The sequence below is a fragment of the Pseudomonas sputi genome (assembly GCF_021603585.1).
Classification (GTDB): Bacteria; Pseudomonadota; Gammaproteobacteria; order Pseudomonadales; family Pseudomonadaceae; genus Aquipseudomonas; species Aquipseudomonas sputi.
Genome location: NZ_BQHI01000007.1, coordinates 1 through 26,075, shown reverse-complemented (window position 1 = coordinate 26,075; position 26,075 = coordinate 1). Strand labels below are relative to the sequence as shown.

26 protein-coding genes are annotated in these 26,075 nt (G+C 58.4%); 17 read left to right on the top strand and 9 right to left on the bottom strand.

Going from position 1 to position 26,075, the window contains the following annotated elements; genetic code table 11:
• Positions 1-21: 21 nt before the first annotated feature.
• From L6D81_RS12130 to L6D81_RS12060, 15 genes are all read left to right on the top strand, one after another.
• Positions 22-2,259, top strand: coding sequence for a type VI secretion system Vgr family protein (locus tag L6D81_RS12130; protein WP_236179729.1), 2,238 nt, complete (start codon positions 22-24; stop codon positions 2,257-2,259).
• Entirely contained in the window at positions 2,256-3,263 is a 1,008-nt protein-coding gene (locus L6D81_RS12125) for a DUF2515 family protein (protein WP_207984337.1), read from the top strand. The genes L6D81_RS12130 and L6D81_RS12125 overlap by 4 nt, the downstream gene beginning before the upstream one ends.
• On the top strand, positions 3,260-4,138 hold the full coding sequence (locus L6D81_RS12120; protein ID WP_236179727.1) for a hypothetical protein: 879 nt from the start codon (positions 3,260-3,262) through the stop codon (positions 4,136-4,138). Before L6D81_RS12125 ends, L6D81_RS12120 begins: the two co-directional genes overlap by 4 nt.
• A gap of 173 nt (positions 4,139-4,311) precedes the next feature.
• The gene (locus L6D81_RS12115; protein ID WP_236179725.1) at positions 4,312-4,818 is read left to right on the top strand and encodes a hypothetical protein; all 507 of its coding nucleotides are present in this window, start codon (positions 4,312-4,314) and stop codon (positions 4,816-4,818) included.
• Between the two features lie 207 nt (positions 4,819-5,025).
• Entirely contained in the window at positions 5,026-5,451 is a 426-nt protein-coding gene (locus tag L6D81_RS12110) for a hypothetical protein (protein ID WP_236179723.1), read from the top strand.
• A gap of 9 nt (positions 5,452-5,460) precedes the next feature.
• Positions 5,461-5,922: an XAC2610-related protein gene (locus L6D81_RS12105; RefSeq protein ID WP_236179721.1), complete on the top strand. Its 462-nt coding sequence runs from the start codon at positions 5,461-5,463 to the stop codon at positions 5,920-5,922.
• 20 nt (positions 5,923-5,942) lie between these two features.
• Positions 5,943-7,307 carry a lysozyme inhibitor LprI family protein gene (locus L6D81_RS12100; RefSeq protein WP_236179719.1) on the top strand — a complete coding sequence of 455 codons (1,365 nt, stop codon included), beginning with the start codon at positions 5,943-5,945 and terminating at the stop codon, positions 7,305-7,307.
• 140 nt (positions 7,308-7,447) lie between these two features.
• The gene (locus L6D81_RS12095; RefSeq protein WP_236179718.1) at positions 7,448-8,842 is read left to right on the top strand and encodes a TIGR01777 family oxidoreductase; all 1,395 of its coding nucleotides are present in this window, start codon (positions 7,448-7,450) and stop codon (positions 8,840-8,842) included.
• 9 nt (positions 8,843-8,851) lie between these two features.
• Positions 8,852-11,302 carry a PEP-utilizing enzyme gene (locus L6D81_RS12090; protein ID WP_236179715.1) on the top strand — a complete coding sequence of 817 codons (2,451 nt, stop codon included), beginning with the start codon at positions 8,852-8,854 and terminating at the stop codon, positions 11,300-11,302.
• Entirely contained in the window at positions 11,299-12,021 is a 723-nt protein-coding gene (locus L6D81_RS12085; RefSeq protein WP_236179714.1) for a hypothetical protein, read from the top strand. Before L6D81_RS12090 ends, L6D81_RS12085 begins: the two co-directional genes overlap by 4 nt.
• 130 nt (positions 12,022-12,151) lie before the next feature.
• Positions 12,152-12,661, top strand: coding sequence for a hypothetical protein (locus tag L6D81_RS12080; RefSeq protein ID WP_236179712.1), 510 nt, complete (start codon positions 12,152-12,154; stop codon positions 12,659-12,661).
• Between the two features lie 22 nt (positions 12,662-12,683).
• Positions 12,684-13,166 carry a hypothetical protein gene (locus tag L6D81_RS12075; RefSeq protein ID WP_236179710.1) on the top strand — a complete coding sequence of 161 codons (483 nt, stop codon included), beginning with the start codon at positions 12,684-12,686 and terminating at the stop codon, positions 13,164-13,166.
• 28 nt (positions 13,167-13,194) lie between these two features.
• Positions 13,195-13,572 (top strand): hypothetical protein, encoded by a 378-nt coding sequence (locus L6D81_RS12070; RefSeq protein WP_236179708.1) that lies wholly within the window; start codon positions 13,195-13,197, stop codon positions 13,570-13,572.
• Positions 13,573-13,591: 19 nt separating this feature from the next.
• Positions 13,592-14,458 carry a tetratricopeptide repeat protein gene (locus L6D81_RS12065; protein WP_236179706.1) on the top strand — a complete coding sequence of 289 codons (867 nt, stop codon included), beginning with the start codon at positions 13,592-13,594 and terminating at the stop codon, positions 14,456-14,458.
• Between the two features lie 161 nt (positions 14,459-14,619).
• Entirely contained in the window at positions 14,620-15,663 is a 1,044-nt protein-coding gene (locus tag L6D81_RS12060) for a hypothetical protein (RefSeq protein WP_236179704.1), read from the top strand.
• 61 nt (positions 15,664-15,724) lie between these two features.
• On the opposite strand, the gene L6D81_RS12055 is transcribed toward L6D81_RS12060, so the two are convergent.
• Entirely contained in the window at positions 15,725-16,084 is a 360-nt protein-coding gene (locus L6D81_RS12055) for a DUF6124 family protein (RefSeq protein WP_236179702.1), read from the bottom strand.
• Between the two features lie 436 nt (positions 16,085-16,520).
• Between L6D81_RS12055 and L6D81_RS12050 the strand changes: the two genes are divergently transcribed.
• Positions 16,521-16,904: an SCP2 sterol-binding domain-containing protein gene (locus L6D81_RS12050; RefSeq protein ID WP_236179700.1), complete on the top strand. Its 384-nt coding sequence runs from the start codon at positions 16,521-16,523 to the stop codon at positions 16,902-16,904.
• A 36-nt stretch (positions 16,905-16,940) separates the two neighbouring features.
• On the opposite strand, the gene L6D81_RS12045 is transcribed toward L6D81_RS12050, so the two are convergent.
• From L6D81_RS12045 to exbB, 8 genes are all read right to left on the bottom strand, one after another.
• The gene (locus tag L6D81_RS12045) at positions 16,941-17,702 is read right to left on the bottom strand and encodes a Fic/DOC family protein (protein WP_236179698.1); all 762 of its coding nucleotides are present in this window, start codon (positions 17,700-17,702) and stop codon (positions 16,941-16,943) included.
• The gene (locus tag L6D81_RS12040) at positions 17,699-17,956 is read right to left on the bottom strand and encodes a hypothetical protein (RefSeq protein WP_039765180.1); all 258 of its coding nucleotides are present in this window, start codon (positions 17,954-17,956) and stop codon (positions 17,699-17,701) included. Before L6D81_RS12040 ends, L6D81_RS12045 begins: the two co-directional genes overlap by 4 nt.
• Positions 17,957-18,093: 137 nt before the next feature.
• Positions 18,094-19,494, bottom strand: coding sequence for an aminoacyl-tRNA deacylase and HDOD domain-containing protein (locus L6D81_RS12035; RefSeq protein WP_236179689.1), 1,401 nt, complete (start codon positions 19,492-19,494; stop codon positions 18,094-18,096).
• A 79-nt stretch (positions 19,495-19,573) separates the two neighbouring features.
• A complete protein-coding gene (gene recG / locus L6D81_RS12030; RefSeq protein WP_236179687.1) occupies positions 19,574-21,649 on the bottom strand; it encodes an ATP-dependent DNA helicase RecG in 2,076 nt (691 codons plus the stop codon).
• 9 nt (positions 21,650-21,658) lie between these two features.
• Positions 21,659-22,588 carry a hydrogen peroxide-inducible genes activator gene (locus L6D81_RS12025; protein WP_064379831.1) on the bottom strand — a complete coding sequence of 310 codons (930 nt, stop codon included), beginning with the start codon at positions 22,586-22,588 and terminating at the stop codon, positions 21,659-21,661.
• Between the two features lie 175 nt (positions 22,589-22,763).
• The gene (locus L6D81_RS12020) at positions 22,764-23,510 is read right to left on the bottom strand and encodes a TonB family protein (protein ID WP_236179685.1); all 747 of its coding nucleotides are present in this window, start codon (positions 23,508-23,510) and stop codon (positions 22,764-22,766) included.
• The gene (gene exbD / locus L6D81_RS12015) at positions 23,507-23,935 is read right to left on the bottom strand and encodes a TonB system transport protein ExbD (RefSeq protein ID WP_236179683.1); all 429 of its coding nucleotides are present in this window, start codon (positions 23,933-23,935) and stop codon (positions 23,507-23,509) included. Before exbD ends, L6D81_RS12020 begins: the two co-directional genes overlap by 4 nt.
• 6 nt (positions 23,936-23,941) lie before the next feature.
• Positions 23,942-24,895: a tonB-system energizer ExbB gene (gene exbB, locus L6D81_RS12010; protein ID WP_236179682.1), complete on the bottom strand. Its 954-nt coding sequence runs from the start codon at positions 24,893-24,895 to the stop codon at positions 23,942-23,944.
• 188 nt (positions 24,896-25,083) lie between these two features.
• Here exbB and L6D81_RS12005 point away from each other — a divergent pair, with 188 nt between their 5' ends.
• Complete coding sequence (locus L6D81_RS12005; protein ID WP_236179680.1) at positions 25,084-25,941, top strand: SDR family oxidoreductase; 858 nt, start codon at positions 25,084-25,086, stop codon at positions 25,939-25,941.
• The last annotated feature ends 134 nt before the right edge of the window (positions 25,942-26,075 follow it).

Sequence of the window (26,075 nt, the reverse complement as noted above, 5' to 3'; positions counted from 1 at the left end):
CTTTCGAACAGGGAGCACTTTATGTTCAACCCAGCTAACGAAACGCACTTCAGCCTGACCGTTGAAGATTACGTAGGCGACCTGCAAGTCCTGTCGTTCACCGGCACCGAAGGCATCAGCCAGCCGTTCCGTTTCGACCTGGAACTGGTCAGCGAAAACCCGGATCTGGACCTGGAAAAGCTCCTGCACAAACAGGCGTTCCTCGCCCTCGATCCGCAGGGCTCGGGCATCCACGGCCAGATCTACCGCGTCGCCCAGGGCGATGCCGGCAAGCGCCTGACCCGCTACAAAGTCTCGCTGGTGCCGCAGCTGCAATACCTGCATCACCGCACCAACCAGCGCATCTACCAGCAGATGTCGGCGCCGAAAATCATCGCGCTGATCCTCGACGAGCACGGCATCAAGGGCAACGCCTACAGCTTCCAGCTCAGCCAGCCATGCCCGGATCGCGACTACTGCGTGCAGTACGACGAAACCGATCTGCACTTCGTCCAGCGCCTGTGCGAAGAGGAAGGCATTCACTACCACTTCCAGCACAGCAAGAAAGGCCACCTGCTGGTGTTCGGCGATGACCAGACGGTTTTCCCGAACCTCGGCCAACCGACCGCGTACGTGCAAGGCAGCGGCATGGTCGCCGAAGAACCGGTGATCAAAGGCTTCAAGCTGCGTCTGGAAACCCGCACCAGCCGCACCACCCGCCGCGACTACGACTTCGAAAAACCGCGCCTGCAAATGGAGGCGGCTTTTAAACCAGAGAGTAAGCCGGATGGCGAGAGCACCGAACCGGATCTGGAAGACTACGACTACCCCGGCCGCTTCATCGACCGCGCCCGCGGCAAATTCCTCAGCCAGCGCGCCCTCGAACGTCACCGTGCCGACTATCGCCAGGCCGAAGGTCGCGGCGACCAGACCAGACTCGTCAGCGGCCACTTCATGGAAATGTCCGATCACCCGCGCAGCGAGTGGAACGACCTGTGGCTGCTCACCGAAATCTTCCACGAAGGCAAACAGCCGCAAGTCCTCGAAGAATCGGTGACCAGCGACACCACCGACCACAAGGACGACTTCCACCAGGGCTACCGCAACACCTTCCTCGCCACCCCGTGGGACGTGTTCTACCGCCCCGCCCTTGAACACCCGAAACCCCGCGTGCTCGGCAGCCAGACCGCCATGGTCACCGGCCCCAAAGGCGAAGAAATCCACTGCGACCAATACGGCCGCATCAAGGTGCAATTCCACTGGGACCGCGAAGGCCTGGCCGACGACAAAACCAGCTGCTGGCTGCGCGTCTCCAGCTCCTGGGCCGGCGACCGCTACGGCGCCATCTCCATCCCGCGCATCGGCATGGAAGTCCTCGTCACCTTCCTCGAAGGCGACCCCGACCAGCCACTGGTGACCGGCTGCCTGTACCACAAGGAAAACCCGGTGCCCTACGCCCTGCCGGCGAATAAAACCCGCAGCGTCTTCAAAACCCTCAGCTCCCCGGGCGGCGGTGGCTACAACGAACTGCGCATCGAAGACAAAAAAGGCGCCGAACAAATCTTCATCCACGCCCAGCGCGACTGGGATGAAAACGTCGAACACGACCAGAAGATTCGCGTCGGGAATGAACGTCACGACACGGTGGTGAAGAACAGCTACACCGAGCTGAAGGCTGAAGAACATCGCACCACGATTTCCGACCGCAAGATCGAAGCGCGGATGGACGACCACCTGACTATTGGCGAGAGCCAGCATGTGAAGCTCGGGACGGCGCAACTGACCAGTGTCGGGAAAGAGATTCACATCAAGGCGGGGGACAAGATTGTCATTGAGGCGGGGACTGAGCTGACGATTCTCGGCGGCGGCAGTTTCATCAAGCTCGATGGCGGTGGTGTGACGGTGGTTGGGCCGGTGGTGAAGATTAATGCCGGAGGCTCGGCGGGAAGCGGGACGGGGATTGGCATTCTGGCACCGGTCATTCCGCTGATTGCGGATCAGGCTCGGGCGGGAAACACACTGAAGTCCGGTACTGCCAATAGTCCGAAGTATGACGAACAAATCCGTTTTGTGACCGGGCTCGGTCAGCCCATAAAGTCTGTGAAGGCAGCGATTATTGTCCCTTCGTCGGTCGCTCCGAAAATCTCCAAAAGCAACACGGATGGCCTGCATCCGCGTGTGGTGACTGACAGCGAGGAAACCGCTGAGGTCCATCTGATGTGGGACGAACTCATCGTGCCGGAAGGCTCCGACGATTACGAAGCGAGTAGAAATAAATGAGCGCACCCGTTGCTACATTCAAAACCAATAACCAAAGCTGCTCCGTTCAAGACATCACGTTGAAATGCGACAAGCTATGGACGATGGGGCAGCAAGAGGCTATCAGCCGATTGAGTGTGCCAGAAAAGAGCTGGTTTTCTTCGTCAACCAAGATGGTTTTGGTGAAGGATTTCGGCGCTCGGGCCGCTCGGATTGCTGCTGCTTATGCTGAGTTTTATCTGGAGCGCGGCGAAGATGGAAAACCGGACTTGAAAGGTCGTTTTTACTGGATGGGGCTGGCGGCTTTTGCAAGTAAGCAGGTCAAGTGTGGCTTGGATTTCATACCGGCGGAGCCTTATTTGACTGTTGCGGTGCCACCCGTAGGTCAGCCAGCTTTGAGAGTGGGAAAAAGAGGGTTGGGTAAAGGCAATTTTTGGTTGTTTCAGGATATTTTTGTCTGGCATTGGTTTTATAAGAAGTATCCGAAGCAGTTTGATGAGTGTGCACCGACTCGAAATGCAAAAAGTTGTGATGCTCAAGTTCAAATGAACATAGACAAGTTGCCGTGGGCGGATGAAGCGCTACCTGTTCTCAAGAATCTGGCTATCACACCCGATGTGAAAAAGGGTTTTGACCGAATTAAAGAATCTGAAACCGCTTCAGACAGTAATGTGAAGAGAGACTTGCAGTACAGTTCGTTGCTTGCAATCGCTGATCATGAGCAGCGTCGTATTCTCCAGCCACTGATTTACAATGAGTTCTTTTTTCAAGCGACATTGAAGGCCCAGGCGGCATTTGAGTGGGCGCCGTTTGTTCCTGTTCGGGTAGCCGCGTTTAGCACTGCATGTGACGTTGATAATAAGGATCTGCGCGTTCAAATGGAAAAAGGCAATCTTTACAATGAGTCTGATCGCATGAAGTTCATTGCCAAAATTGCTGGGCAATATCATAAGTTGATGGGTTCAAAGAAGGACTATATGGAAGGTCAGATTGCGACGATTGCGACCTGGAAGAATGCCGTATGAGAAGCATGTTGTTTTTGTTGTTTTTATTTGTCGGTGCTTGTGGTGATGTCGGTGATAGCGGGAGTGAAGCAATGAGTGGCAATAGTCCGTCGATTCAAATTCAAATGCAAAAAAATGCCAGCGATCTAGTGGCGGCAAGCCCGGTGCAATTCTCTGAAGAGTGCATGTCGGAGGTGAATATGTGCTGGTATAAAGTTGAAAAATCCTTTGGGGATTCAGACCTTCCCACTGTTGTTGTCAATAAGACGCTGACCCTGGAACACGTCGCGGGCATAAACATTGCCGTAGATAAAGATGAGAGTGATAACATCGAGGATGTTGAACTTTCGATTCGGTCTCTTCCTGACAACAGCAGGCACGAAGAGTATCAAGCCTTTTTATATGCTTTGATCGATAAGGTAAAAGCTGCCGGTTGGCATCATTACTATGCGCCGTCTGATCCGAGAATTTCCGGATCTCAAAGCGACAAAATTACTTCGCCAAACAAAGTGCTCGGTGATTATGTCATGAGCCATCCGTGGCTGGATCCAAACTATCGTCTTGATTTGGCGCGTTGGTTGAAAGTCGATGATTTTTATACATGGCACTTTTTCAGCGGTGATGGTTATCTTACTGTCAAAGCATGGCGTCGTGATTCTGACGATGCGCCTGCCGAGCGCGGAACTTACCTGGTTAGCTTGAGCTTTAAAAGTCAGTCGGAATACTGGCGTTCAGCATTTGATAGCGCTCAGGAGAAAGAGAATTGGAAAGAATTGTTGCCGCTAAAATTAAAAGAGTATCAAGCCATCAGGGCGGCGAGAGAGGAGAAAGCAAGAGATGCCGGAATTGAGGTTGATGTCGGCTATCAAGATCCTTCAATCCAAGCCTTGAAGTAATGCACCCTTCGTATCTCTATAATCTGGATCGCGATCATGTAGGCGGTTTCGTCAAATAGTTGAGTCGAAAGCGCCTGTTTCCTTACTTGTGGGTAAAGGCTTCACGGCAAAAGACAGAAAAGGTGACAGATTTATTTGTAGTGAATACCATCATTTGTTAAAAGGCAAAAGCAATGATCAGATTTTTTATGCTATATCTGCTGTCCTCGTTCTCTCTCGTCTATGCGGGAGATGGTCTAGTGGTGGAAAGTAATGGCTGCATTATTAAGGCGCATGGCGTAAACGGTTTTTCAGTTATGAAGTCGGATGAAGGTGTGACGTTTTTAAAATACAAGTACAAGGACGGAAGAACCGAAAATGTTAGGGTTCGATGCAAGGGGATGACACTTGAAGACGCTGTCTCTAACGAGTATGTTCAAGAGAAAGATGGTTTGAAGTTTGGTACGGGATCTGAGCCGTTAGCAAAGGCCGGGCGGATTTCTGGAGGGAGTTGGTCTGGTGTCGAGGCAACTTATTTTCTTGATTCGGCTTGCTTTACCACGTCTTTTGAGGCTGGAAAGGAGCACGTTTTTTCTATAAATTTATGTGGTGATGATGACGATATAAACGAGTTTCGGAAAAGTTTTCTAAATCTGCTTAAGCATTCAGAAACGCATTATGCAGAGATTGAAACGAAGTGACAGCTGGAAATTGAATCAGAGAGTGATGGGGCGGATTTTATTGCGCTCAACGGCGTTGACCTTTGTGGCGCGAAAGGGGCAGATTGAATTATTTGGCTCTACGTTGTTAGTGTTTGACAGGGTCTTAAATAAATCTGTCCACTTTTTTATAGCAGCGCTACATTGGTTTTTTGAGAAAACGTCCGTGGTTAACGAGTTTCGATAAATATGAAAAAGTCATATTTTGGTTTTTGGGCGTTATTTCCTTACGCCGCCCACAGCGCAGTCACCAGCGAATCACTCTGCTTCGAACGCTCTGAAACCAGTCCGGTGAAGTTCGAATTCCGAACCTTTTACGACGCTTCCAGCAAATGGTCTGGCGGCTACGTCAAGTACGCCAAGTCCAGCGAGCCAATTTCCATTGTGTTGACGGATACCCAGAACGAAATGCTCGGCGCCGACGTCCCTTGGCAGAGCACCAGAAGCTGGTCTGAAGTCATCAGCGGCAAGGTCTCAGGGATCTACGAGCTCGTGACTCAAGGAACGCAGATCGTCTCGATGACGTACACGAAGAAGTCCAACGGCAAGGTTTACTATTTTGGAAATAACACCAGCGTCGATTCCTCTTTGGAGTCCGGATGCAAGTGGGAGTAGGGCGGATACATGAGATCAAAAACGCTAGCAGTATCAATGCTCGGTCTGCTGTGGGCGATGCCGGTGTTAGCCGAAACCACTACGTTCAGCCCAACCAAAGGCGTCGAAGCAACACTGGTTCTCGAAGGCTCCACGCTGAAAGTCGCGGTTAAAGGCGAAACGCATAACGAGTCGCGGACAATCGATTTTGAAGCCGTAAACGAACTCCATGTGCAGGTCGATGATTTCAATTTCGACGGCGCCAAGGATTTCGCGATCTGGCAACTCGATGACGGCATGGGCACTTACCACTATTACCGGGTGTTCATTTACCAAGCCAAAACCGGCACCTTCCAAGAGTTGCAGCCAGACTGCGGCGATGGTTTCGTTAATTTGCGCGTCGACAAAAAGCGTAAAGCGTTGCTCAGCACCTACTGGGAAATGAACATACCCAAGCAATGCGTCACCCGGTTCGCCAAACGCAAAGCCTGAATCACTCAAGGAAGAACACAGTGAAACGTTTTGTTTTTACCCTGCTGGCAATGCTGCTGCCTGTTACAGCGGTGTACGCGCAGGATGACTGCAGCCATGTCACCTCAAGTCTGGAAATGGTGCCCTGCTCGGAGGCGGCGAAGAAGGCTGCCGATACGCAGCTGAACGTCAGCTACAAGCAATTGATGGCGCGGCTTGAGACCGACTATCGAGCAGATCCGGCATTGGGCGCGGAGTACGCGGCGAAGGTTAAAGAGTCGCAACGCGCGTGGCTGAAATTGCGCGATGCGAATTGTCCGTTGGAGGCATTCGAGATCGAGACGGGAATGCCAGCGCATGTGGTCACGGTCAACTCGTGCATCACCAGAATGAGCCGCGAGCGCTCGGCGTACCTGGACAAGATCGTCCCTGCTCTTGCATCCGACAAGAGCACTTCGACAGCGCCGGCCAACGGCGCTTGTCCTTCGGAGGAATTCCCTGCTTTCCTGACAGCGTTTTCCGCCAGCAGTGAATCACAGCGCCGTCTCACTGCGATGACGGTCAAGTCGCTTGTGTTGAAGCCGGTTGCCGGCAAGGACCGTAGTACCTTTGAGCCTTCGACCTCGGGTGTCAGCGGAGCTTCCTTCACCTACCCGCTGATGGCCGCCATCACACCCGGCAAGACACCTGGAGTCGAGATTGAAGAGGCCGATGACAGTCACGTCAACGTGGTCGATAAGCGTGCGGGCAACAGCAATGTAAAAATCTTCAATTTCTCTCGTCAGGCGTGCTGGGTGCTGGAGGGGATTGAGGATTGGTCGGTCAGCGAACAGTATCTGGTGGCAACAAATAACCCAGGAATGAGCCGTGCCGAGCAATTCTGTTATCAACGTGCTGAAGCGTTAGGTGGGTTAGGGTTTCTTGAGCAGTACCGACTGACGGTGGAGTTGATCGAAGCGTCCTTGGAAAATTACTTGTGTGCCGCAGAGTCGGGGGATGCACGGGCGAGCCTGTCGGCGGCAAGCCTTAGCCTTTCGCAAATGGCGTCTCAGTTGGAAACCCCAAGGGTTGAAGCGCTGTTCAAAGCGGCTTCGAAAATACCGAGTGGCGCGTTGGCCTATGCCACGTTTTTTTGCTTAGGAAATTCCACAGACTATGGCGGCCCTTGCCTTCATCCCGCGCAAGCGGAAGAGCAGATCATTCGGGCGGTAAAGATGGATTCGACCGAAGCGATGAATTATCTGGCTTCTACATTCGAGGGTGGAAGACTGGGCACAAAAGATATGTCCCGCGCATTGGCTTGCTACCAAATGGCTGCTGACAAAGGTGACCCCCGGGCGAAGGAGCACTTGAAGCTTTTGAGCTCGCAAGGCACACAGCCGATCAAAGCCAGTCACTGCATTTGAAGTTTGTGGGGCATGTTTGGTGCGCTTTCGCACGCGCTGATCTTGAACCAGTCGCACTAAAACGCTTAATGCTTGTGCATCTGACACCCCCCATTTTCCTTTAAACTCCCCGCCCTCAAGGAACGCGCTCAGGACACGGAATGCCAGCCCCCTCTTTCTCTCTTCGCCCCGCGATGGTGCTTTGGCTGTATGCCGCCGCGATCGTGCATGTGCTCGCCGGTCTCACGCTGACCTGGGCCGGTCATTCCGGATTACTCGACGGCTATTTGCACACCCTCGAACTCGCGTTTTGGGCCGCGGATGCGGTTCCTGCTGCCGGTCACGAGCAGCAGGTCTGGTGGCTCGCGTTGTTCGGCGCGACGCTGCAAAGTTATTCGCTGTACATGCTCGCGTTGGTGCACCTCGGCAACCGTCTTAAAGCTCCCGCAATTTGGGGATGGTTGATGGCGGGCATGCTGTTGTGGGCACCGCAGGACATGTGGCTTTCAGCGCAAAAACAGGTCTGGTCGCATCTGTGGCTCGACGGTTTTGCGTTGCTGGTGCTGTTGCCGCCGCTGATCTGGTTGCTGCTCCATGATCGTCGGAAGTCTCCGCCAGAAAGGGCCGTGAGCAAATCCAACCCGTTTGCCGGCGGCGCCTACAAGCGGGTACTGATCACCGGTGGCACCGGGTTTATCGGTGAAGCCGTGGTCAATCAATTACTCGATGCCGGCCACACCGTCAGCGTGTTGGCGCGTGATCCGCTGAAAGCGGCGAACCTGTTCGACGGTCGCGTCCGCTGTGTACGGTCGTTGAGCGAACTCGGCCGTGACGAACCCTTCGACGTGGTGATCAACCTCGCCGGCGCACCGGTCGCCGGCCCACGTTGGAGCCCCGCGCGTCAGGCGCAATTGCTCGCCAGTCGGGTCGATACCACCGAAGCCTTGATGACCTGGTTGAAGCACACGAGCCATAAACCCGCGCTGTGGATTCAGGCATCAGCCATCGGTTTCTACGGCGTGCGCGATGCCAGCGAAAGCCTCGATGAACAGGCCAGCAAGGGCGACGGTTTCATGGCCGAGCTCTGCGCGCGCTGGGAGGCTTCGGCGCAACCCGCCACGCAGTTTGGCGTGCGTCAGGTAGTGCTGCGTCTCGGCGTGGTGTTCGGGCCGGGCGGTGCGTTGTTGCCATTGCTGATCCCGTTCCGCCTGGGCTTCGGCGGGCGCATGGGTGATGGTCGGCAGGTCATGAGCTGGGTGCATCGCGACGATGTGATTCAGGTGATCGCTCGATCCTTCCACGATGAAAATTTGCGCGGCACCTACAACATGGTCGCGCCCGAAACCGTCAGTCAGGCAGCGTTTGCCGAGAACGTCGGCAGGGTTCTCAAGCGCCCGGTGTGGTTCCACATTCCAGCCGCGCCAGTGCGTGCCTTGGCCGGGGAGATGGCTCAGCTGTTTTTCGACGGTCAGCGCGTGGTGCCGCAGCGTTTGAGCGAGGCGGGTTACACGTTCCGCTATCCGATCCTCGACGCCGCGCTGCGCGATCTGGCCTGAGGATCACCCATGAGCAAGCCCCGGATGTACCTGCTGGCCGGCAACGGCAGCGCCGCCGATTGGTGGGATGATGCGCTGCCGCATTTTCAGCGTTACGACGTGGTGCCGCTGGAGCTGCCGGGTTTCGGCGCCAATCCGCAGCCGCCCTGCGAGGATCTGGCGGCTTATGCGCAGACCTTGTTGGCGATGACGCAAAAGGGCAGCGCGATCATGGCCGTCGGGGTCAACGCGTTGCTGGTGCTGCACTCACTGCAACGTCGGCCCGGGCACTTTTCTCGCAGTGTGTTGCTGGCGCCGGTGGGCGCCTTTTTGTGGCAGCGCCGATTGCCGGCGCTGATGTCACCGTTGCCGATCCGCAAGTCCATTCACTGGCTGCTGTCGAACAAGCCCACGCTGTTCGCGCGCAAGTTCTCCAACCAGACCTGGACGCCCGCGCAGTACCAGCGCATGGGCGCCGGTTATGCGCGTTGCCGTGCGTTTGTGCCGCACTGGGATCTGATCCGTGCCGACACCGCGCTGCCATTGCTGGAGTGGATCACCGACCCGGTCGAACTGGTCTGGGGCGATCAGGACAAGGTGCTTGGCATCGAACAAGCGGCGGCATGGTCGGCGATTCTTGCGCGCGCAGACCTGACTATCAGCCTCAAACCCGGTTGGGGTCATTACCCGTGGATCGACGCGCCCGCGCAGTTTGCGCAGTGGCTGGAGTCGGGCGAACGCGGCTTCGTCGCGCACACCAAGGGCGGGCGTTTGCGTCTGGCGGAACTGGCTCGGCAACCGGTGCCGGCGGCGCTGACCCTCAACGATTGCAACGACCTGCGACTACCGACCTTTCTCGCCAGCCAACCCCAGGCGATCTGGGCGGTGCGTTCCTCCAGTTACGGCGAAGATCAGGCCGACTCGGCGAACGCCGGTTTGAGCACGACCTACCTGCGCGAGCCTACCGCCAACGTGCCGGCGCGCATTGCCGAGCTGACTGCCGAAGGTGTCGAGGAAGTGGTGGTGCAGCGCTTCATCACGCCGCAGGTGTCGGGCATCGCGTTTGTGCGTCATCTGTCGGTGGAACTCGAATGGGTTGAAGGTCATCTTGAGTCCCTTGCCGACGGTCAGATCAGCCCGGAACGAGCGACGCTTTCGCGGCTCGGCGAAGCCTGGCGCAGTGGCACGTTCACGGCCGCCCACGGTTTGACCGAAGACACGCTGTGGCGCTTTCTCCAGGATGTCTTGCGGGTGTTTCACTATGTGCCGGGCGATGTCGAATGGGCCTGGGACGGTACGCAACTGTGGCTGCTGCAATACCGGCCGATCAGCGACTACGGCTGGCGCCGCCACCTGACGGCCGCCAACATCGCCGAGATCCTGCCGCCGCAACCCAGCGTGCTGGTGGAGTACGCCCAGCGCCGGGCCGCCGCGAGCATTCCGGCGATCATGGCCCGTTGGGATGCGCGGGTGTTGCAGGACAACGAGCCGTTCACGGCCGTGTTTGGCGGTGCGTCCTACATCAACAACGACCTGTTTCTCGCACGGTTGGCCGACTGGGGCATCAGCGCCAGCAACTACGCCGGTGAAGTCGGCGGCGCGACTCCGCATCTGCCGTGGCGACCGCTGCGGATGTTGCGTTCGCTACCGTTGTTTCTGCGTATGCAGTGCATCGCTCGCGGGCATTTGCTGAGCCTTGAACACGGCTTGCAGCGCTTCGACAAAGAGCTGACCGACCTCGTCGCCCAGGGTGCTGACGGTCAGCAACTGGCCGATTGGTTTACCCGGTTCTATGTGTTCGTGGTACAGGGCAATCTGTGCATCGCCACGGCGCTGGCCAGCAGTGGCGGGGACTGGCTGGGCCGTCCGCCCACCGCTTACGACAACCTGGAAAACAGCCCCCATCGACTGCCGTGGGAGACCGATCCCGCCACACCTCGACCCGCGTCGAGCGCGCTGCCACTACAGGCCTTCCCGCAATGGTCAGGCCTGATCCGCCTCGCCCATTCGACCGGCCTGCCGGGCCTGCGTGGTTACTACCTGCAAGTGCGCGAGTGGTATCGCGACAACCTGATGCGCATCTTCTTCCGCTTGCATCACGCCATGCCTCTGGCGGATCGCGAACACTGGTTTGCGCCGCACCCGGACATTCGCACGCGCGACGGCAGCTTCTGGCAGGACGGCCGCGAAGGTGCCGAACAGGCCGCCGGGTTCATGATTTATCCGGGGCAGGTGAGGGGCATTCTTGGCGAAGACATCTTGCTGGAAGACACCCTCGATCCCGGGCGCCACGCGCACTATCAGGCCGCGCGGGCGGTGATTGCGCGGATGGGCGGGCGGTTGTCGCATGGTTCGACGTTGTTGCGGGAACTGCGCAAGCCTTCAGCGGTGATGCCGCAGGTGGATCTGGCGTGGATCGGGTGCGAAGTGTTGTATCGGGATGGTGAATTGGAATTGATGAATTCGAAGGATGTGAAGTGAACGCCCGATACTTCCATGGGTTGATGTCTGGTTTGCTCGTGCTTGCTCAGGTGGGCCATGCCGCCGATGCCGTGATAGTCGGCAATTCAATGGGTCAGTCACAGGTCCTTCACGGCCCGGCGGCGGCAGTTGTAGACATGGAGTCATGTCGGTTCTCAATGCCGCTGCTGCAAGACCAATGGTTGACGTTCGATGATTTCTATCCGGTCTTCGTGGCAGCCAAACAGTTGCCCAAATCGTCCAGCGCGCCTCGCTTGTGGCAAGCGCCAACGTCGAGTGGCTCCGAGTGGCACTTCGAGAAACCCTCCAACCTGAGCCAGCCGTGGTTTGGTTTGATGTGTGAAAGTACGGAATTCTTTTCCCGCCTCACCGCCTGGAAACCTCCGGAAGACGATGCGTTTGCGGTGCAAGTCCTGCGTGATGACAACGACCGAAGGTGCCCGGCGACCCTCACTGATCACGGTTGGGTGCCCAACGAGTTGGCGGGTCGCGGGAGCACCTACACCTTCGAGCAATGGGCTGGGGAGGCTTCTTCAGGGTTCATCTTCGGCTTCCACGACAAGTCACGACGGCACATTACCCGCGTCGCTTTTTGCCTGCTGCGGGGTAAAGACGTGCTGATCGGCTCGGCGGAATCAGGCTCGGCCAAACCGTTGGCGATCAGCACCGAAGGATTTGAACAAATCAAAACAGCGGTGCGCAGCATGGTTTTTGAGTAAGCCTGCGAAGACCGAACGGAGTTACCGCGTGAAATGTTGCTGGCGAATAGCGCTACGGCGAGCGCGCCCTTTGCTGCGAATGGAAAAACACTCCCGCTGAATTGAGACGGGTTAGTTCAAAGGAAATGAAGTGAAAAGACTGCTGTTGTTATGTATGAGCTGGTTGCCTATGGCAGGGATGGCGTCGGATTTCTGCAACGAGGAAAGCGATACAAAAAACTTCCTCTCACAATGGGTGGAAAGAGCTGATTACGTTCTGGACATACACTCAAGTTTCTACGACGACAGATTCAGGCGGGAAGAAGGTAGGGTGGTATACCGCGGCGACCTCAATGGCGACGGCCAAGAGGACTTTATTTTCACTTCCTATTCCAGTCACGGCTCGGCTGGTGACTTGACCTTTGCCTTCCTGATTCAGTGCCATGGTTATTTGAAGCATGCGGGTGGCGAGTATTTCGCCGGGGTCAAAGTTCTGGACGGTCCACCCAAGAACGGCGGCGACTTCAAAGACATCGAGATCTATTCCTACATCAGGGATAAGCGCGCCCAGATTCGCTACAAAAATAACGTAGCCATGACCCGACCACATCTGTGGCAATTCAACCCGCAGACACAGCGTTATGAAGGTCAATCCGAATAGATTTCAGTTACGGAGTTACAGCGTGAAAGGATATTCAGTTCTACTCGGTGGCCTCTCGGCCATTGTCACGTCCGTGGCTTTCGCCGCTGACCCGGACTTCAAGGATTACACCGTCACCCCAGTGTTCGCCGGCACTAATCATGAACCGGTGCCGCAAGAGCACAGCAACCCGAGGATGGATAAGGACCGTGCACAGGCACTCAAACGCAAGGTCAACTTTGCCGGCCACTACATCCTGTACCAGTTCGCTTGTGGCGGCAGCACCTTGTGCGGCGAAGTGCTGGATGCGCGTACGGGGGAGGTTGTCGGCGGACTGCCGAATGCATACGACGGCAATACCTTCAGCCTGTCGAACAAGCCCGATAGCCGTCTGCTCATTGTTTCCGGCATTGCGGCCGATACCGAAGAGGACGCGCAGGGTAATGAGCTGGAAAGCCGCTACAGGACCCGCTACTTCGAGTTTGTGAACAACGAGTTCCGGCTGCTGACGTTCAAGGATTTGTGATCGCCGCTGTTTGATTAAGGATGATTGGATGAACCGCTTTTCCATTCGGCCCATGCTGAGTGCACTTCTACTTTTGCCCATCATCTACGCCATTCCGGCAAGTGCCGAAGCGGGGAGTTGCTACGGCTATCTCACCGAAATGGTCAGGAGTAGCAACTTCCCGTTTCGCTATGTCGGCAAGGACAAGGTCAACCTGTTGATTGATGAAGACGACGGTGAAATGGTGCGAGCCCAGTTGCTCTTTGATACGGACGGCACCGGCACCATCGGCTGGATCAAATACACCCCGGCCACTCGGATGTTGCTCAACACCTCGGCTGAACTGGAAGAGCCGTTGGAACTGTCATTCGATGCCAAATTCGCCGACGGCTACGCAAAGTGCCTGGCTGGACAGCAGGCCGGCTAACGGCAAAAGGGAAATTTCCATGAATCAGCATCTTCTCGCGGGCAGCCTTAAGTGGGTATCGATGATCGGCTGTCTCTTCGGAGCTATGAGCGCCTTTGCCGAGGACCCGCCAATAGTCGGCGTCAACGGGAACGCGGTGTCATTTCGGGCTACAGAATGGACGATGCCCGGTGTGGATTCGGCGACTGCATGGTTCACCGCCAATGGCAAAACCTTCCCGCTCTTTGGCGCCGATATTGGCGCCGATGGGCACTCCAATATGCTCAGTCCTGACAAGAAAACCTTGCTGCTCGACCCGGTGATTTTCGGTATGTTGTCGGACGAAAACGGTGAAGAGAAGCTAGTGTCGCAACAGCATTGCACGGTGATCTCCATGGAGACCGGTTGTGTGCTGGCTGATCGTTCGGCCACTTTTTGTGTCGGCCAGTGGAAGGGCAATCAATGGGTTACCGACGACGGCGAAGTGCTCACTCCCGCCCTGGAGACGAGGTCTCCAAAGGACTTGCTGAAACATGTCACAAGTAACGAACTGGCGCAGTCCCGAGCAGAGTCCATCGAATGGGGTCTGGTCTTTTTAAGTCCAGAGTCCTACATGGCGTGTCATCCCCCGGCGCAAAATGTTCAGGTCTATAACGACCTGGGCTTTTACCTGGCCGAGGGCGGCAAAGATGAGCTGGCGCTGAAGTTTTATCGGGGCGTCGAGACCGTCGGTAAACGCACAGTGCTGATGTTGAACATCGCCGACTCACTATGGCGCCTTGATCGCAAAGACGAAGCGCAGCGCTATTACAGCCAGTACCGCGACGCGATGAGCGCCGACGGCAAGGCGCAGAAAATACCTCAACGCGTAGTTGAGCGATCCGTCATTCAGGGAATGAAAAATTGAACATGTTTGTGCGTTTTATCGCGTTGAGTATCGGTTTGTCCGTGGGCAATGCTGGCAGCTGGAAGAAGTGATGGATTACTCGCTTTGAAGCAGGTGGCAAGTTGAAAAGATTAGGTTTGATAGCGTTATTGCTGTGTTCTTTCTCTGCAGTGGCGGGGCCGATGTTCCCGTCTCTCACGTCGTGCAGGGACGCTGACAGCGACTGTGCGCTGGCGCTGAAAGACAATTTTCTGGTGGACGCACATTCCGGGCAGCGCCTATCCGAGACGGCGGAGCCGGCTGGAGCAATGAGTGGCTTTTGGCTGTACCGAGATGGCGAGCGCTACATCCTTCAGGAAGAAAACTACTCCCAGGCGAAGACGCGCCGTTGGCTGGTTTTCACCTATGACAGCGGCAAAGTTGTGCTCGACGGCGCTTATGTTTTCTCGATCGACATTGATATGAACACCGGGCCTTACTGGCATGGCTACGACTGCCGAGGTGATGCCAAGCCGTTCGCCGTGCCCACGAAAGATTCGTTCAGTGAGGTCGCTTTGGAGGCGTTGTGCGGGGAGGTCGAAGGCTGGGTCGTCTCGGGCGGGGATACCAAGGTGCCGGTGTCGGCCAAAGGGCTGGCCGTCAGTGTTCCCGTTTATCACGACCGCAATCGTGAGGGTTCAGCGACGTACCTGTTTACTGAAAGCGATGTTCCGGATCTTTCGAAACTGGTTTGCCTGTCCAACTGTGCTGATGTCGCGCAAACGCCGGAGCGCGTTTCGCAGGAGACGGCGCTGTTGAAGGGCGGGCAGGATGAAACGTTGTGCTCGGATGACGAAGACATCTACTTTAGTTGCCCGTTGCGGGGCGGAAAGACGGTTTCTGTTTGTGCGACGGGAAACAGCAAGCCCACGGCCGGTTCTGTTCAGTATCGCTATGGTGTGCCGGGGAACATCGAGATGGTTTACCCAAAGAACGCTATGCCACCCAAGGGCAAGTTCTTTGTTGTAGATGCGTCGGAAGGCAGCGTGAACCTGAACATCATCAAGTTCAAAAGCGGTGCGTATACCTACCTCGTTAACCAGGCCTTCGTAAGTTTTCTGACGGTGCTCAAGGGGGACAAAGTTGTATTCCGACAGTCCTGTAATGCCGGTGGTCATGCTTACGTCCATCGGTTGGCGGATTTCGGGTTAGAGACGCGACCAAAAAGCGCAGAGGACTTTCGCTAGTTGCTGTTGCCGAAGATCGGAAAGGGGACTCAACGTCCCCTTTTTGCCGCCCGCGATTCAGCTACGGCTTGGCCTGATACTCCCGAAACTCAATGTGATCGAGTGTGCCTTCCACCATCAAGCGCACGCCATCCGCCATTCTGCTCAGGCCCAGTGCCATCGAGCGGCGGGGACCGTCGAGGTCGTCGGCCAGGTTGGCGGCGAAGGCGCTGATGGACAGGAGGTCTTCGGAGGCGTTGGCCATGAGGGCTTCGGCGTCGGCGTTGGGGCAGAGGGCGAACAGGCCGCCGAGGCGTTTGGGGCGTGGGGCGGTGGGTTTGAAATGGTGGTCGAGGGCGCGTTCGGCGGCTTCGTGGAGTTTTTTCGAGTCTGGGAATTCGTAGGGGGAAACTTCTTCGTCAGTGAGGGTTGGATCGATCATCGGTGTAAATCCTTTTGGAGTTGGAAAGATTTGCCCCGGTTTTCGGACTTGCACATCCGGCCACCGATTTTGCGGTGACGGGAAGAGGTTATCGATGAACCCCAAGCACGCCTAGTTCATGGACAGCACCGCAGTTTGAAGGACATTTCCCAAGGATTTGCGGGGTAGAGGAACAAGAAACCACTGCTATCGGCAGCTCCTACAGGAATGCGTTTCTTCAGGTGTAGGACGGGAGGATGGTGTGACGCGGAGCGTCACGGGATGCATTCCCAAGCAGAGCGTGGGAACGATCGGGTTCAGGGGCTGGAATTCGTGACTTGGTAGTCATCTGGCAGGAAAAGCGCTGCATCGTCTTCTATCAGTCTTGGATAGTGGCGAATCCATCCGAATCCCTTACACTCCCCCAGCCGTTCATTTTCCTTTTGAGGCTGTGCGCATGAAATTTCGTTTTCTTCTGTGGATGCTGGGTCTGTTGATGGGTAAGGCCAGTCGGACAAATCCTGCGTTCCAGCAGCAGTTGGGTGACAAGGATCTGGTGTTTCAGCTGCAGACTCTGGACGGGAAGGTGGCGCGGCATTTCGTGGTGAAAGGCCAGCGCATTACCAGCAAGTCCGGGGTGGTGGCGGAGCCGGCGTTTGCGATTGCGTTCAAGGATGCGGCGTTCGGGTTTGCCACGATGCAGGCGAAGAACAAGCAGCTGGCGTTCATGCAGGGGATTCAGGACAAGTCGATCCAGCTCAAGGGCAATCCGGCGCTGGTGATGTGGTTTCAGGGGTTGATGAAGTATTTGAAGCTGCGGAAGGCCAAGCCGAAGTCATAGGGCTTTCAGGCAGCTTGTCGGGACGGGCCTGCCTCTTCAGCTTTCGGGCTCGGGAGGCTCGGCGTCCAGGGGCTGGGCCCGGTATGTCTTGTAGATCTGCTGGACTTGCGGGTTGTCCAGGTTCTCGTAAGTGATGTCTTCCTTGTCCAGACCATCCAGGCCTCGGATGCCACTAATGGTCTCTGGCCATTCGTCACGACTGGATATATCGACTACGAACGGGTTGAGGTAGTTATCGAGATGCCTTTCGCGCGGCTCTCGGATCTCGTCGCTGAGGGCCCGCAAGTAGTCGTCTTTGTTTGTTCTTGACCAGTCGATGGCGAACCCGGCTCGATAACAGAGTTCCATGAAGACCAATAGAATCGCGCGTCCATTGCCGTCCAGGAAGGGGTGTGCGAAAGCCAGTTGGCCCATCACTCCACCGGGATGGCCTCTGAAGCGTTTTTTGTCTGATGCGAGCTTGAGCGCATAGTCGACAGACATTTTGATGGAGTCCGGGCGCTCGAAGACGGTGCTGCGAGGGTCGTCGAGAGAGCCCTTGAAGACTGCCAGGTGGGGGACAAGCTCGTTCCGGTCTTTTCCTGCCCAGTGATAGAAGCCGGAGAACAGGATTTCGTGAACCTTGAGTACAGTCTGGTAATCGATTGGCTTTTTCTTGGCCAGATAGGCAAGCGCCTCTTCGATACTCAATTCGAACGAAAGATGCTCTGACTCTTTTACTTCAACGGGATCTTTCAGTTGCAGCGAGTTTTGAAGATATCCAGCCGTGTCGAAGTCGCCGAACGGATCAAAAGTCATGCGCTACGTTTCTGTGCGCGCCTTTCTTGAAGATAGCGCCCTTGGAGCGCCAGGATTTCAGATTTGCTCAGAACGCCTTTTCGCTTGAGATTGACGAGCAACTGTTCGATGCCATCCAGCTCGACGACATCGCCAGACAAGCGGGTAATCCCCACGGCCATACGACTCATGCCGTCACGACTGGCTGTAACCTTGTTGTCTTTGGCAAGCTTGCGCACTTCGCTTGCAACGCTGACAGCATCTGTTTGGGTCATCGGAAATTCCTCTGAATGCCGTCAAATCATAGCAGGGCGCTTGTTTGCTGTCGTTGCTGGCAAAGTGGCCGAAATCTGTGGAGCCAGGGCCCTATCTGCAATCAAGACAGGCCCTGGTTGACGTTCCGAAGAATGCTTTAAGCCTGGCTGAACTGCGAAGCCAGTTCCCGCAGCAACACTTCCGCCTCAAGCACTTTGCTGACCACATCATTGGCCTTGTCGCGAGTCAAACCAACACGCTCCAGCAGCGCATCCGGAATATCTTCATCCGGGCCGGAGCCGATGCCGCGACTGCGCAGCAGGCGCACGGCCAGGCAGACTAGGTTCGGGTATTCGGCGTAGGCGCCGTCGTAGTTCGGGTCGTGCTGGAAGCGCAGGGCGGTGGCCAGTTCGTCCGGCATGTCCCAGTAGCGCATCAGCCAGGAGCCGATCTGTTCGCGGCTGATGCCCAGCAGGTGTTGCTCGACAAAGCTGTGGCACAGGTGCGGGTTGACCTCCAGGTGGCGGCAGATCAGCGAGAAATGCGGCGGGAACACGTGGGCCAGCAGCAGGTAGCCGAAGTTGTGCAGCAGGCCGGCGAGGTAGGTCAGGCCGGATTCCGGACGCTGGGCACGCGGCATGGCGCGGGTCAGGCCTTCGATGACGGCGGCGGTGTAGATCGACTGCTGCCAGTACGGCGTGGTGTGTTGCGGGTGGTCTTTCGGCAGGCTCAGGGTCTTGCCGAGGGCCAGGCCCAGCGCCAGGTTGATCACCAGGTCAAAGCCCAGCACGCGGACGATCGCGTCTTCCACCGAACGGATCTTGCCCGGCGAGGCGTAGTACGGCGACGCCGCCCAGCTCACCACTTGCGCGGCCAGTGCCGGGTCGGTTTCGACCACGCCGGTGATGTCGTCGATGGTGGCGTTCGGGTCGACGCGCAGCTTGATGATTTTTTGTGCGGTTTCGGCCAGCGGCGGAATCTCGATGGTCGCTTCCAGACGCTGCTGGATGCGCCGCGCGGTGAACGCCTGCACGGCCTGGGTGATTTCCTCGCGGTCATCGTCCGGGCGGTCGAGGTTCGGGCGGATGCTGCTCAGGGCTTCGCCGAAGTTGGCGGCGCTGGCCTTGGTCAGCATGGTCTTGAAGTCTTCGCTGGCGATTTCCAGCAGCAGGCCCGGCTCGCCGGAGTTGATCAGCAACTTCGGCTCGCGCAGCAGGCTTTCTTCGTAGAGGCACGGCGAGCTGGTCAGCGCCGGCAGGCCCGGCAGCAGGCTCAGGCTGTGTTTGCCGAGCATCTTTTCCAGGCGCTCGGTGGACACGGCGGTCAGGCGACGGCCCGTCAGCTCGGCGAGGCGGTTGAGATCCAGCAACTGACTCTGTGGAAACAGCACCATCAGCGCACCGACCGCGTCGTCCAGCAACACCGCCTGCACTTTGCGCGAGGCGTTGAGGCCGTGGTGGTCGAGCACTTCTTCGTAGGCGACGCCCAGCTTGTTGAGCAGCAGCCGAATAACAGACGGAGCGTGCGGGGATTCGGGGGCGAGAGCAGCTTCGGTCATGGTCTGTATCCGTTTTTGAAACAATTGCAGGAGTATAACCAGCTTGGTTGGAACGAGCTGTCAGAAACTGCGACGGTGCTCACACTTGGCCGTATTGCTGCCCGTGTCGCAGCCAGCGGTCGAGCAACGGGCTGACGTGGGTAGGCCAGCGTTCGAGCAAGGCCTGGGCGGCATCGCGCACGGCGGGCAGCAGATCGGCGTCGCGCATCAGGTCGGCGACCTTGAATTGCAGCAGACCGGTCTGGCGGGTGCCAAGCATTTCGCCGGGGCCGCGCAGCTCGAGGTCTTTTTCGGCGATGACGAAACCGTCGTTGGTCTCGCGCATGATGCCCAGGCGCTGGCGGCCGATCTGCGACAGCGGCGGATGGTAGAGCAGCACGCAATGGCTGACCGCGCTGCCCCGGCCGACCCGACCGCGCAACTGGTGCAGTTGCGCCAGACCAAGGCGCTCGGGGTTTTCGATGATCATCAGGCTGGCGTTGGGCACGTCGACGCCGACTTCGATCACGGTGGTGGCGACCAGCAGTTGCAGGTTGCCGGCCTTGAATTCGGCCATGACGGCGGCTTTCTCGGCAGGTTTCATGCGGCCGTGGATCAGCCCGACCTTAAGCTCGCCGAGGGCGGCGGTGAGGTCTTCGAACGTGGTTTCGGCGGCCTGGCAGGTCAGCTCTTCGGACTCTTCGATCAGCGTGCACACCCAATAGGCCTGTCGACCTTCGGCGCAGGCGCTGCGTACCCGCTCGATGACTTCGACGCGACGGGTGTCGGTGACCAGCACGGTGTTGACCGGGGTTCGGCCGGGCGGCAATTCGTCGAGGATCGAGGTGTCGAGGTCTGCGTAGGCGCTCATCGCCAGCGTCCGCGGAATCGGCGTGGCAGTCATGATCAATTGGTGCGGGCACATGCGCCCGCCGACGCCTTTCTGCCGCAGCGCCAGACGTTGCTGCACGCCGAAGCGGTGTTGTTCGTCGATGATCACCAGCGCGAGGTTCTTGAACTGCACTTCGTCCTGGAACAGCGCGTGAGTGCCGACCACCATCGGCGTGCCGCTGGCGATCTGCTCCAGCGCGGCCACGCGGTTCTTGCCCTTGAGCTTGCCGGCCAGCCACGCCACGTCGATGCCCAGCGGTTCGAGCCAGCGCTTGAAGGTGATGAAGTGTTGCTCGGCGAGGATCTCGGTCGGCGCCATCAGCGCGACCTGATAGCCCGCTTCCAGCGCTTGCAGCGCAGCGAGGGCGGCGACCACGGTTTTGCCCGCGCCGACGTCGCCCTGAATCAGCCGCAGCATCGGTTCGTGCTGGCTGAGGTCGTAGGCGATTTCGTTGCCGACTCGTTGCTGAGCGCCGGTCGGGTTGAAGCCGAGGTTGGCCAGGTATTTCGCCGGCAGCTTGGTGGCTTTCGGCATCGCCGGCGCACGCAGGGAACGCATGCTTTCGCGCAGGCGTTGCTGGGATAGCTGGTGAGTCAGCAGTTCTTCGAAGGCCAGACGATGCTGTGCCCAGTGATGACCGAGGGCGAGCTCATCGACGTCGGCATCGGCGGGCGGGTTGTGCAGGTAGCGGATCGCATCGGCCAGTGGCGCCAGTTGATAGTCGCGGGTCAGTTCGGTCGGCAGCCAGTCGGGCAGGGTGGATGGCTTGAGCAGGGTCAACGTCTGCATGCACAACTGGCGCAGGCGTGCCTGGGTCAGGCCTTCGGTCAGCGGGTAGACCGGGGTCAGGGTTTCATCCACCGGCGGCGGTTCGTCGCCTTTGATGGCGCGGTATTCCGGGTGGTAGATCTCCAGCCCCGAGGCGCCGGGCCGGGCTTCGCCGTAGCAGCGAATCCGCGTGCCGCGCTTGAGGCCTTCTTTCTGCGCGTTGCTGAAGTGGTAGAAGCGCAGGCTCAAGCCACCGGTGCCGTCCTGCAAGCGCACGACGAGGCTGCGGCGCCGGCCCATGACCACGTCGGCGCCGCTGACGGTGCCTTCGACCACGGCGTCCTGTCCCGGCCGCAACGCGCCGATCGGCACCACGCGGGTGCGATCCTGATAGCGCAGCGGCAGGTGGAACAGTACGTCCTGGAGGTTTTCCAGACCGACCTTGGCCAGTTTCTCGGCCATGGCTTCACCGACACCCTTGAGTGCGGTGACCGAGACCTGCGACAGCTCCGTCATGACGCTGGCTTAACCGGCCGTGACCGGCGCGGCAGGCTTGGCGACCGAGCACAGGCGAATGGAGTCGGCGAGGATCTCGATGGCTTTCGGCCGCGGGAAGCTGGCGCGCCAGGCGATGGCCACGGTGCGGAACGGCACCGGTGCCGACAGCGGACGCACTTCGATCACGCCCGGGGCGTAGTGATGGCTGTCCACCGCCGACAGCGGCAGGATCGAGATGCCCAGACCGGACGCGACCATGTGGCGAATGGTTTCCAGCGAGCTGGATTCGACCGTGGTGTGCTTGGCGCCGTCGTTGCCCTTGGTCAGGGTCGGGCAGGCTTCCAGCACTTGATCGCGGAAGCAGTGGCCTTCGCCGAGCAGCAGCAGGCTCTTGTCGTTGAGCAGGGCGGCGTCGATGGATTCTTTCTGGGTCCACGGGTGCTGGGCCGGCATCAGGACGTAGAACGGCTCGTCGTAGAGTGGCAGGGTCAGCACGTCGGCTTCGTTGAACGGCAGGGCGATGATGATCGCGTCGAGCTCGCCGTTGCGCAGTTTGTCGCGCAGCACGTGGGTGAAGTTTTCTTCGATGTACAACGGCATCTGCGGGGCGACCCGGTGCAGTTGCGGAATCAGGTGCGGGAACAGGTACGGGCCGACGGTGTAGATCGCGCCGACTTTCAGCGGCGCGGTCAGTTGGTTCTTGCCGGCCTGGGCCAGTTCGCGGATGCCCTGGGCCTGCTCCAGCACTTTCTGCGCCTGGGCGACGATGCCTTCGCCGACCGGGGTCAGGCGCACGGCGCTTTTGCTGCGCTCGAAAATCAGCACACCGAGTTCGTCTTCAAGCTTTTTCACACCCACCGACAGGGTCGGCTGGCTGACGTGGCAACGCTCGGCCGCGTGGCCGAAATGCTGCTCTTGGGCGAGGGTAACGATGTAGCGTAATTCTGTGAGAGTCATAGCAAGCGTCCATGAAGATGCGGGCCAAGCATACCGGCTGCAATCGATAGACGCACGTTATCAGACTGAGTGATGAATGCGACACCGGGCAATGCCGGTTTGCCGCGGATGGATAAGCAAAAGGCACCTTTCGGTGCCTATTTGGCTGGATCAAGCCGAGCTCCGCGAGCGCGGATCAGCGGCGGCGTTCCAGCGAGTACACAAACGGCGCAACGATTTCGATCGCGCCATTGGTCAGCATATCGGCCGGTGGCTTGGGCAGCGGCTGGGCGCGGCGGATCATTTCCAGGGTGGCCCGGTCCAGATCAGCGTTGCCGGAGCGGCCCACCAGTTCGAACGACAGCACGTTGCCTTCGCCATCGACCACGAAACGCAACCGGTTCAAGCCTTCCTTGCCCCGTGCCTGAGCGCTGGCCGGGTACTTCTTGTACTTGGCCAGATGCGCAAGCAAGGCGCCTTGCCAGCTGGCCTTGGCGGCCATTTGTGCAGGCGACGGGCCCGGTGCCGGCTGGGCGGATTTCTCCGTCGGGGCCTGAGTTGGCTGGGTGTCGGCCGGCTTCTCTTCGGACGGCTTCTCCTTCGGCGGATCGGGCAGTTTCTTCTCGATCGGCTTCGGCGGTTTGGGTTTCGGCTTGGGCTTGGGTTTGGGCACCGCGATCTCGGCTTTTGGTGCTTCGGCCAGTTTCGGGATCGGCAGTTCTTCAACCGGAGCCGGTGGCTGCGGTGGTGTGACGACTTTCGGCGGTGCGGGCGGTGGCGGGGCTGGAACCGGTGCCAGCTCGACCATCATTGCCTGCGGCGGCAATTCGATGGGCGGGCGGGCGGTCCAGTTCAGCGCCAGCGCGATGGCCAGCGCGTGAACGCCCAGCACCACGGCCAGGCTACCGCTGTAACGCGTCAGCTTATGGCGCGTGGTGATCATTTCTTGACTGCGCTCTCGAGCCCGACCAGGCCAACCTTCAGGTAACCGGCAGCGCGCAGGTTATCCATCACGCCCATCAGGTCGCCGTAATCCACGCCTTTGTCGGCCTGGAAGAAGATCGTCGTGTCTTTCTTGCCCTGGGTCTTGGCGTCGAGTGCGGCGCCGAGGGTTTCGGCTTTCACTTCGTCATCGCCCAGGAACAGGCGCTGGTCAGCCTTCACGCTGAGGAACACCGGTTTCTCGGGCCGCGGCGCCGGTTTGGCGGTCGAGGCAGGCAGGTCGACCTTGATGTCTACGGTGGCCAACGGCGCGGCCACCATGAAGATGATCAACAGCACCAGCATCACGTCGATGAACGGCGTGACGTTGATTTCGTGGTTCTCGGCCAGATCGTCGTCTGCGCCTTCTTTCAAATGCAGGCCCATGGCCGATTACCCCACTTTCACCATGTGCGGTTGCGAGCTGTTGCGCTCAGGCTGGTGGTCGAGGTCGCGGCTGACCAGCAGCAGCACCTGAGCCGACGCATCGGACACCTGAGCCTTGTAACCGGCGATGGAGCGGGCGAACACGTTGTAGATGACCACGGCAGGAATCGCGGCCACCAGACCCAGCGCGGTGGCCAGCAGCGCTTCAGCGATACCCGGTGCTACGACAGCAAGGTTGGTGGTCTGGGTTTTGGCGATGCCGATGAAGCTGTTCATGATGCCCCACACAGTGCCGAACAGGCCGACGAACGGTGCGGTGGAACCGATGGTGGCGAGGACGCCGGTGCCGCTGCTCATGTTGCGACCACAGGCGGCCACCAGACGCTCGAGACGGAAGCTGACGCGTTCCTTGATGCCTTCTTTCTCGCGGGCGTTGGTCGACAGGCGCATTTCTTCCAGCGCGTCGTGTACCAGCAGGTTGGCGAGGGTGCCTTCCTTCGCGGCGGTGGCGCTGGCCTCTTTGAGCGTGGCGGCTTTTTTCAGGGCGGCAATCTCGCCGCGCAGACGACGCTTGGCGCCCATCAGCTCGAAGCCCTTGGCGATCCAGATGGTCCAGGTGATGATCGAGGCGATGGCCAGGCCGATCATCACGGCTTTAACGATCACATCGGCGTTCTGGTACATGCCCCATGGCGACAGATCGTGGGCCATGCCCAGGCTGTTGTCGGCTTCGAGGACTTGCGGTGCGTCGGCGGCGCTGGTGTCTACGGCCTGCACCGGATCGGTCGCGGCAGGTGCGGCGGCCGGAGCGCTCTGCTCGGTGGCGGCTGGCGCGGCCGGGGCTTGTGTGTCAGCGAAGGCGGCAACCGGCGCCAGCATCAGGCTGAGCAGCAGGGCAGCCACGGCGCTCCAGGCGCGAGGTCGGTTGGTTGGCGAAGCGGAGTTTTGAATGCGTGTCATGCTGGCCGGACCTGAGATAGAAAAACGGTGATGCTCTTCCAGGCCTCGTGAGGCCGAGAACAAAAGTGGCGTGCATTATTGCAAGTAATTCTTGTTAACAGAAGTAATAGAGTTGCTTTTTTTCCTTCATTGCTAGCCGCTCGTCCCTTGCCGAGGCTAGTCTGTCGCTTTCCGATGGGAGATTTTTGATGTCCGCGCCTTCTGTTTTGATCGCCGGTTGCGGTGATGTCGGCAGCCGTCTGGCCACGCAATTGCTGGCTGCCGGCTTCCAGGTCTACGGCCTGCGCCGTGATATTTCACGTTTGCCGGACGGCGTCATCGGTGTAGCCGGTGACCTGTTCAATGAAGATTGCCCCGAGACCTGGCCGGTGGGTGCTATCGATTATCTGGTGTATAGCGCGGCGGCCACCGATCACGATGAGGCCGGTTATCGCGCGGCGTATGTGCAGGGTTTGCAGCATGTGCTGGGTTGGCTGAACGATTACGGACAGGAGCCTGAGCGGCTGCTGTTTGTTTCCAGCAGCAGTGTTTACGGGCAGCAGAACGGCGAATGGGTCGATGAAAAATCCGAAACCGTCGCTGCGGGTTATTCCGGTCGGGTGATGCTGGAGGCCGAGCAGGTTGCGCTCAATAGCGGCATTCCCGCGAGCATCGTGCGCCTGACCGGTATTTACGGTCCCGGCCGTGAGTGGCTGTTGACCCAGGTGCGTCGTGGTTATCGTGTGGCGGTCGATCCGCCACTGTACGGCAATCGCATTCATGCCGATGATGCGGCGGGGTTGATGGCGTTTCTGCTGGAGGCGGATCGCAAGGGTGTCGCGCTGGATGGCATCTATATCGGCGTGGACGATGCGCCGGCACCGCTGGCCGAGGTGGTGGCCTGGTTGCGTGAGTATCTGGGCGTCACCGAATGGTCGGAAGACGAGAGCGTGCGTCGCACCGGCAGCAAGCGTTGCAGCAATGCCCGGGCGAAGGCGTTGGGCTGGGTGCCGAAGTATCCGAGTTATCGCGAAGGTTACGCCGCGATTCTTGAGGGGCGCTGCTGACTCTCGGTGTCTAGTCCTGAAATAGGTTTACACCTGTTTCACCCCAACGCCCGATGCATCGCATCGGGCGTTTTGTATTTCAACGACAGATGCGGACGCTCACGGTTGTAGATCAAGACCGACTCACTCACCAT

Excerpts from the sequence above, each read along its gene's own strand:
- L6D81_RS12130 (WP_236179729.1), top strand. The coding sequence starts at position 22 with ATGTTCAACCCAGCTAACGAAACGCACTTCAGCCTGACCGTTGAAGAT.
- L6D81_RS12125 (WP_207984337.1), top strand. The coding sequence starts at position 2,256 with ATGAGCGCACCCGTTGCTACATTCAAAACCAATAACCAAAGCTGCTCC.
- L6D81_RS12120 (WP_236179727.1), top strand. The coding sequence starts at position 3,260 with ATGAGAAGCATGTTGTTTTTGTTGTTTTTATTTGTCGGTGCTTGTGGT.
- L6D81_RS12115 (WP_236179725.1), top strand. The coding sequence starts at position 4,312 with ATGATCAGATTTTTTATGCTATATCTGCTGTCCTCGTTCTCTCTCGTC.
- L6D81_RS12110 (WP_236179723.1), top strand. The coding sequence starts at position 5,026 with ATGAAAAAGTCATATTTTGGTTTTTGGGCGTTATTTCCTTACGCCGCC.
- L6D81_RS12105 (WP_236179721.1), top strand. The coding sequence starts at position 5,461 with ATGAGATCAAAAACGCTAGCAGTATCAATGCTCGGTCTGCTGTGGGCG.
- L6D81_RS12095 (WP_236179718.1), top strand. The coding sequence starts at position 7,448 with ATGCCAGCCCCCTCTTTCTCTCTTCGCCCCGCGATGGTGCTTTGGCTG.
- L6D81_RS12090 (WP_236179715.1), top strand. The coding sequence starts at position 8,852 with ATGAGCAAGCCCCGGATGTACCTGCTGGCCGGCAACGGCAGCGCCGCC.
- L6D81_RS12070 (WP_236179708.1), top strand. The coding sequence starts at position 13,195 with ATGAACCGCTTTTCCATTCGGCCCATGCTGAGTGCACTTCTACTTTTG.
- L6D81_RS12065 (WP_236179706.1), top strand. The coding sequence starts at position 13,592 with ATGAATCAGCATCTTCTCGCGGGCAGCCTTAAGTGGGTATCGATGATC.
- L6D81_RS12060 (WP_236179704.1), top strand. The coding sequence starts at position 14,620 with ATGTTCCCGTCTCTCACGTCGTGCAGGGACGCTGACAGCGACTGTGCG.
- L6D81_RS12055 (WP_236179702.1), bottom strand. The coding sequence starts at position 16,084 with ATGATCGATCCAACCCTCACTGACGAAGAAGTTTCCCCCTACGAATTC.
- L6D81_RS12050 (WP_236179700.1), top strand. The coding sequence starts at position 16,521 with ATGAAATTTCGTTTTCTTCTGTGGATGCTGGGTCTGTTGATGGGTAAG.
- L6D81_RS12045 (WP_236179698.1), bottom strand. The coding sequence starts at position 17,702 with ATGACTTTTGATCCGTTCGGCGACTTCGACACGGCTGGATATCTTCAA.
- L6D81_RS12040 (WP_039765180.1), bottom strand. The coding sequence starts at position 17,956 with ATGACCCAAACAGATGCTGTCAGCGTTGCAAGCGAAGTGCGCAAGCTT.
- L6D81_RS12035 (WP_236179689.1), bottom strand. The coding sequence starts at position 19,494 with ATGACCGAAGCTGCTCTCGCCCCCGAATCCCCGCACGCTCCGTCTGTT.
- recG (WP_236179687.1), bottom strand. The coding sequence starts at position 21,649 with ATGACGGAGCTGTCGCAGGTCTCGGTCACCGCACTCAAGGGTGTCGGT.
- L6D81_RS12025 (WP_064379831.1), bottom strand. The coding sequence starts at position 22,588 with ATGACTCTCACAGAATTACGCTACATCGTTACCCTCGCCCAAGAGCAG.
- L6D81_RS12020 (WP_236179685.1), bottom strand. The coding sequence starts at position 23,510 with ATGATCACCACGCGCCATAAGCTGACGCGTTACAGCGGTAGCCTGGCC.
- exbD (WP_236179683.1), bottom strand. The coding sequence starts at position 23,935 with ATGGGCCTGCATTTGAAAGAAGGCGCAGACGACGATCTGGCCGAGAAC.
- exbB (WP_236179682.1), bottom strand. The coding sequence starts at position 24,895 with ATGACACGCATTCAAAACTCCGCTTCGCCAACCAACCGACCTCGCGCC.
- L6D81_RS12005 (WP_236179680.1), top strand. The coding sequence starts at position 25,084 with ATGTCCGCGCCTTCTGTTTTGATCGCCGGTTGCGGTGATGTCGGCAGC.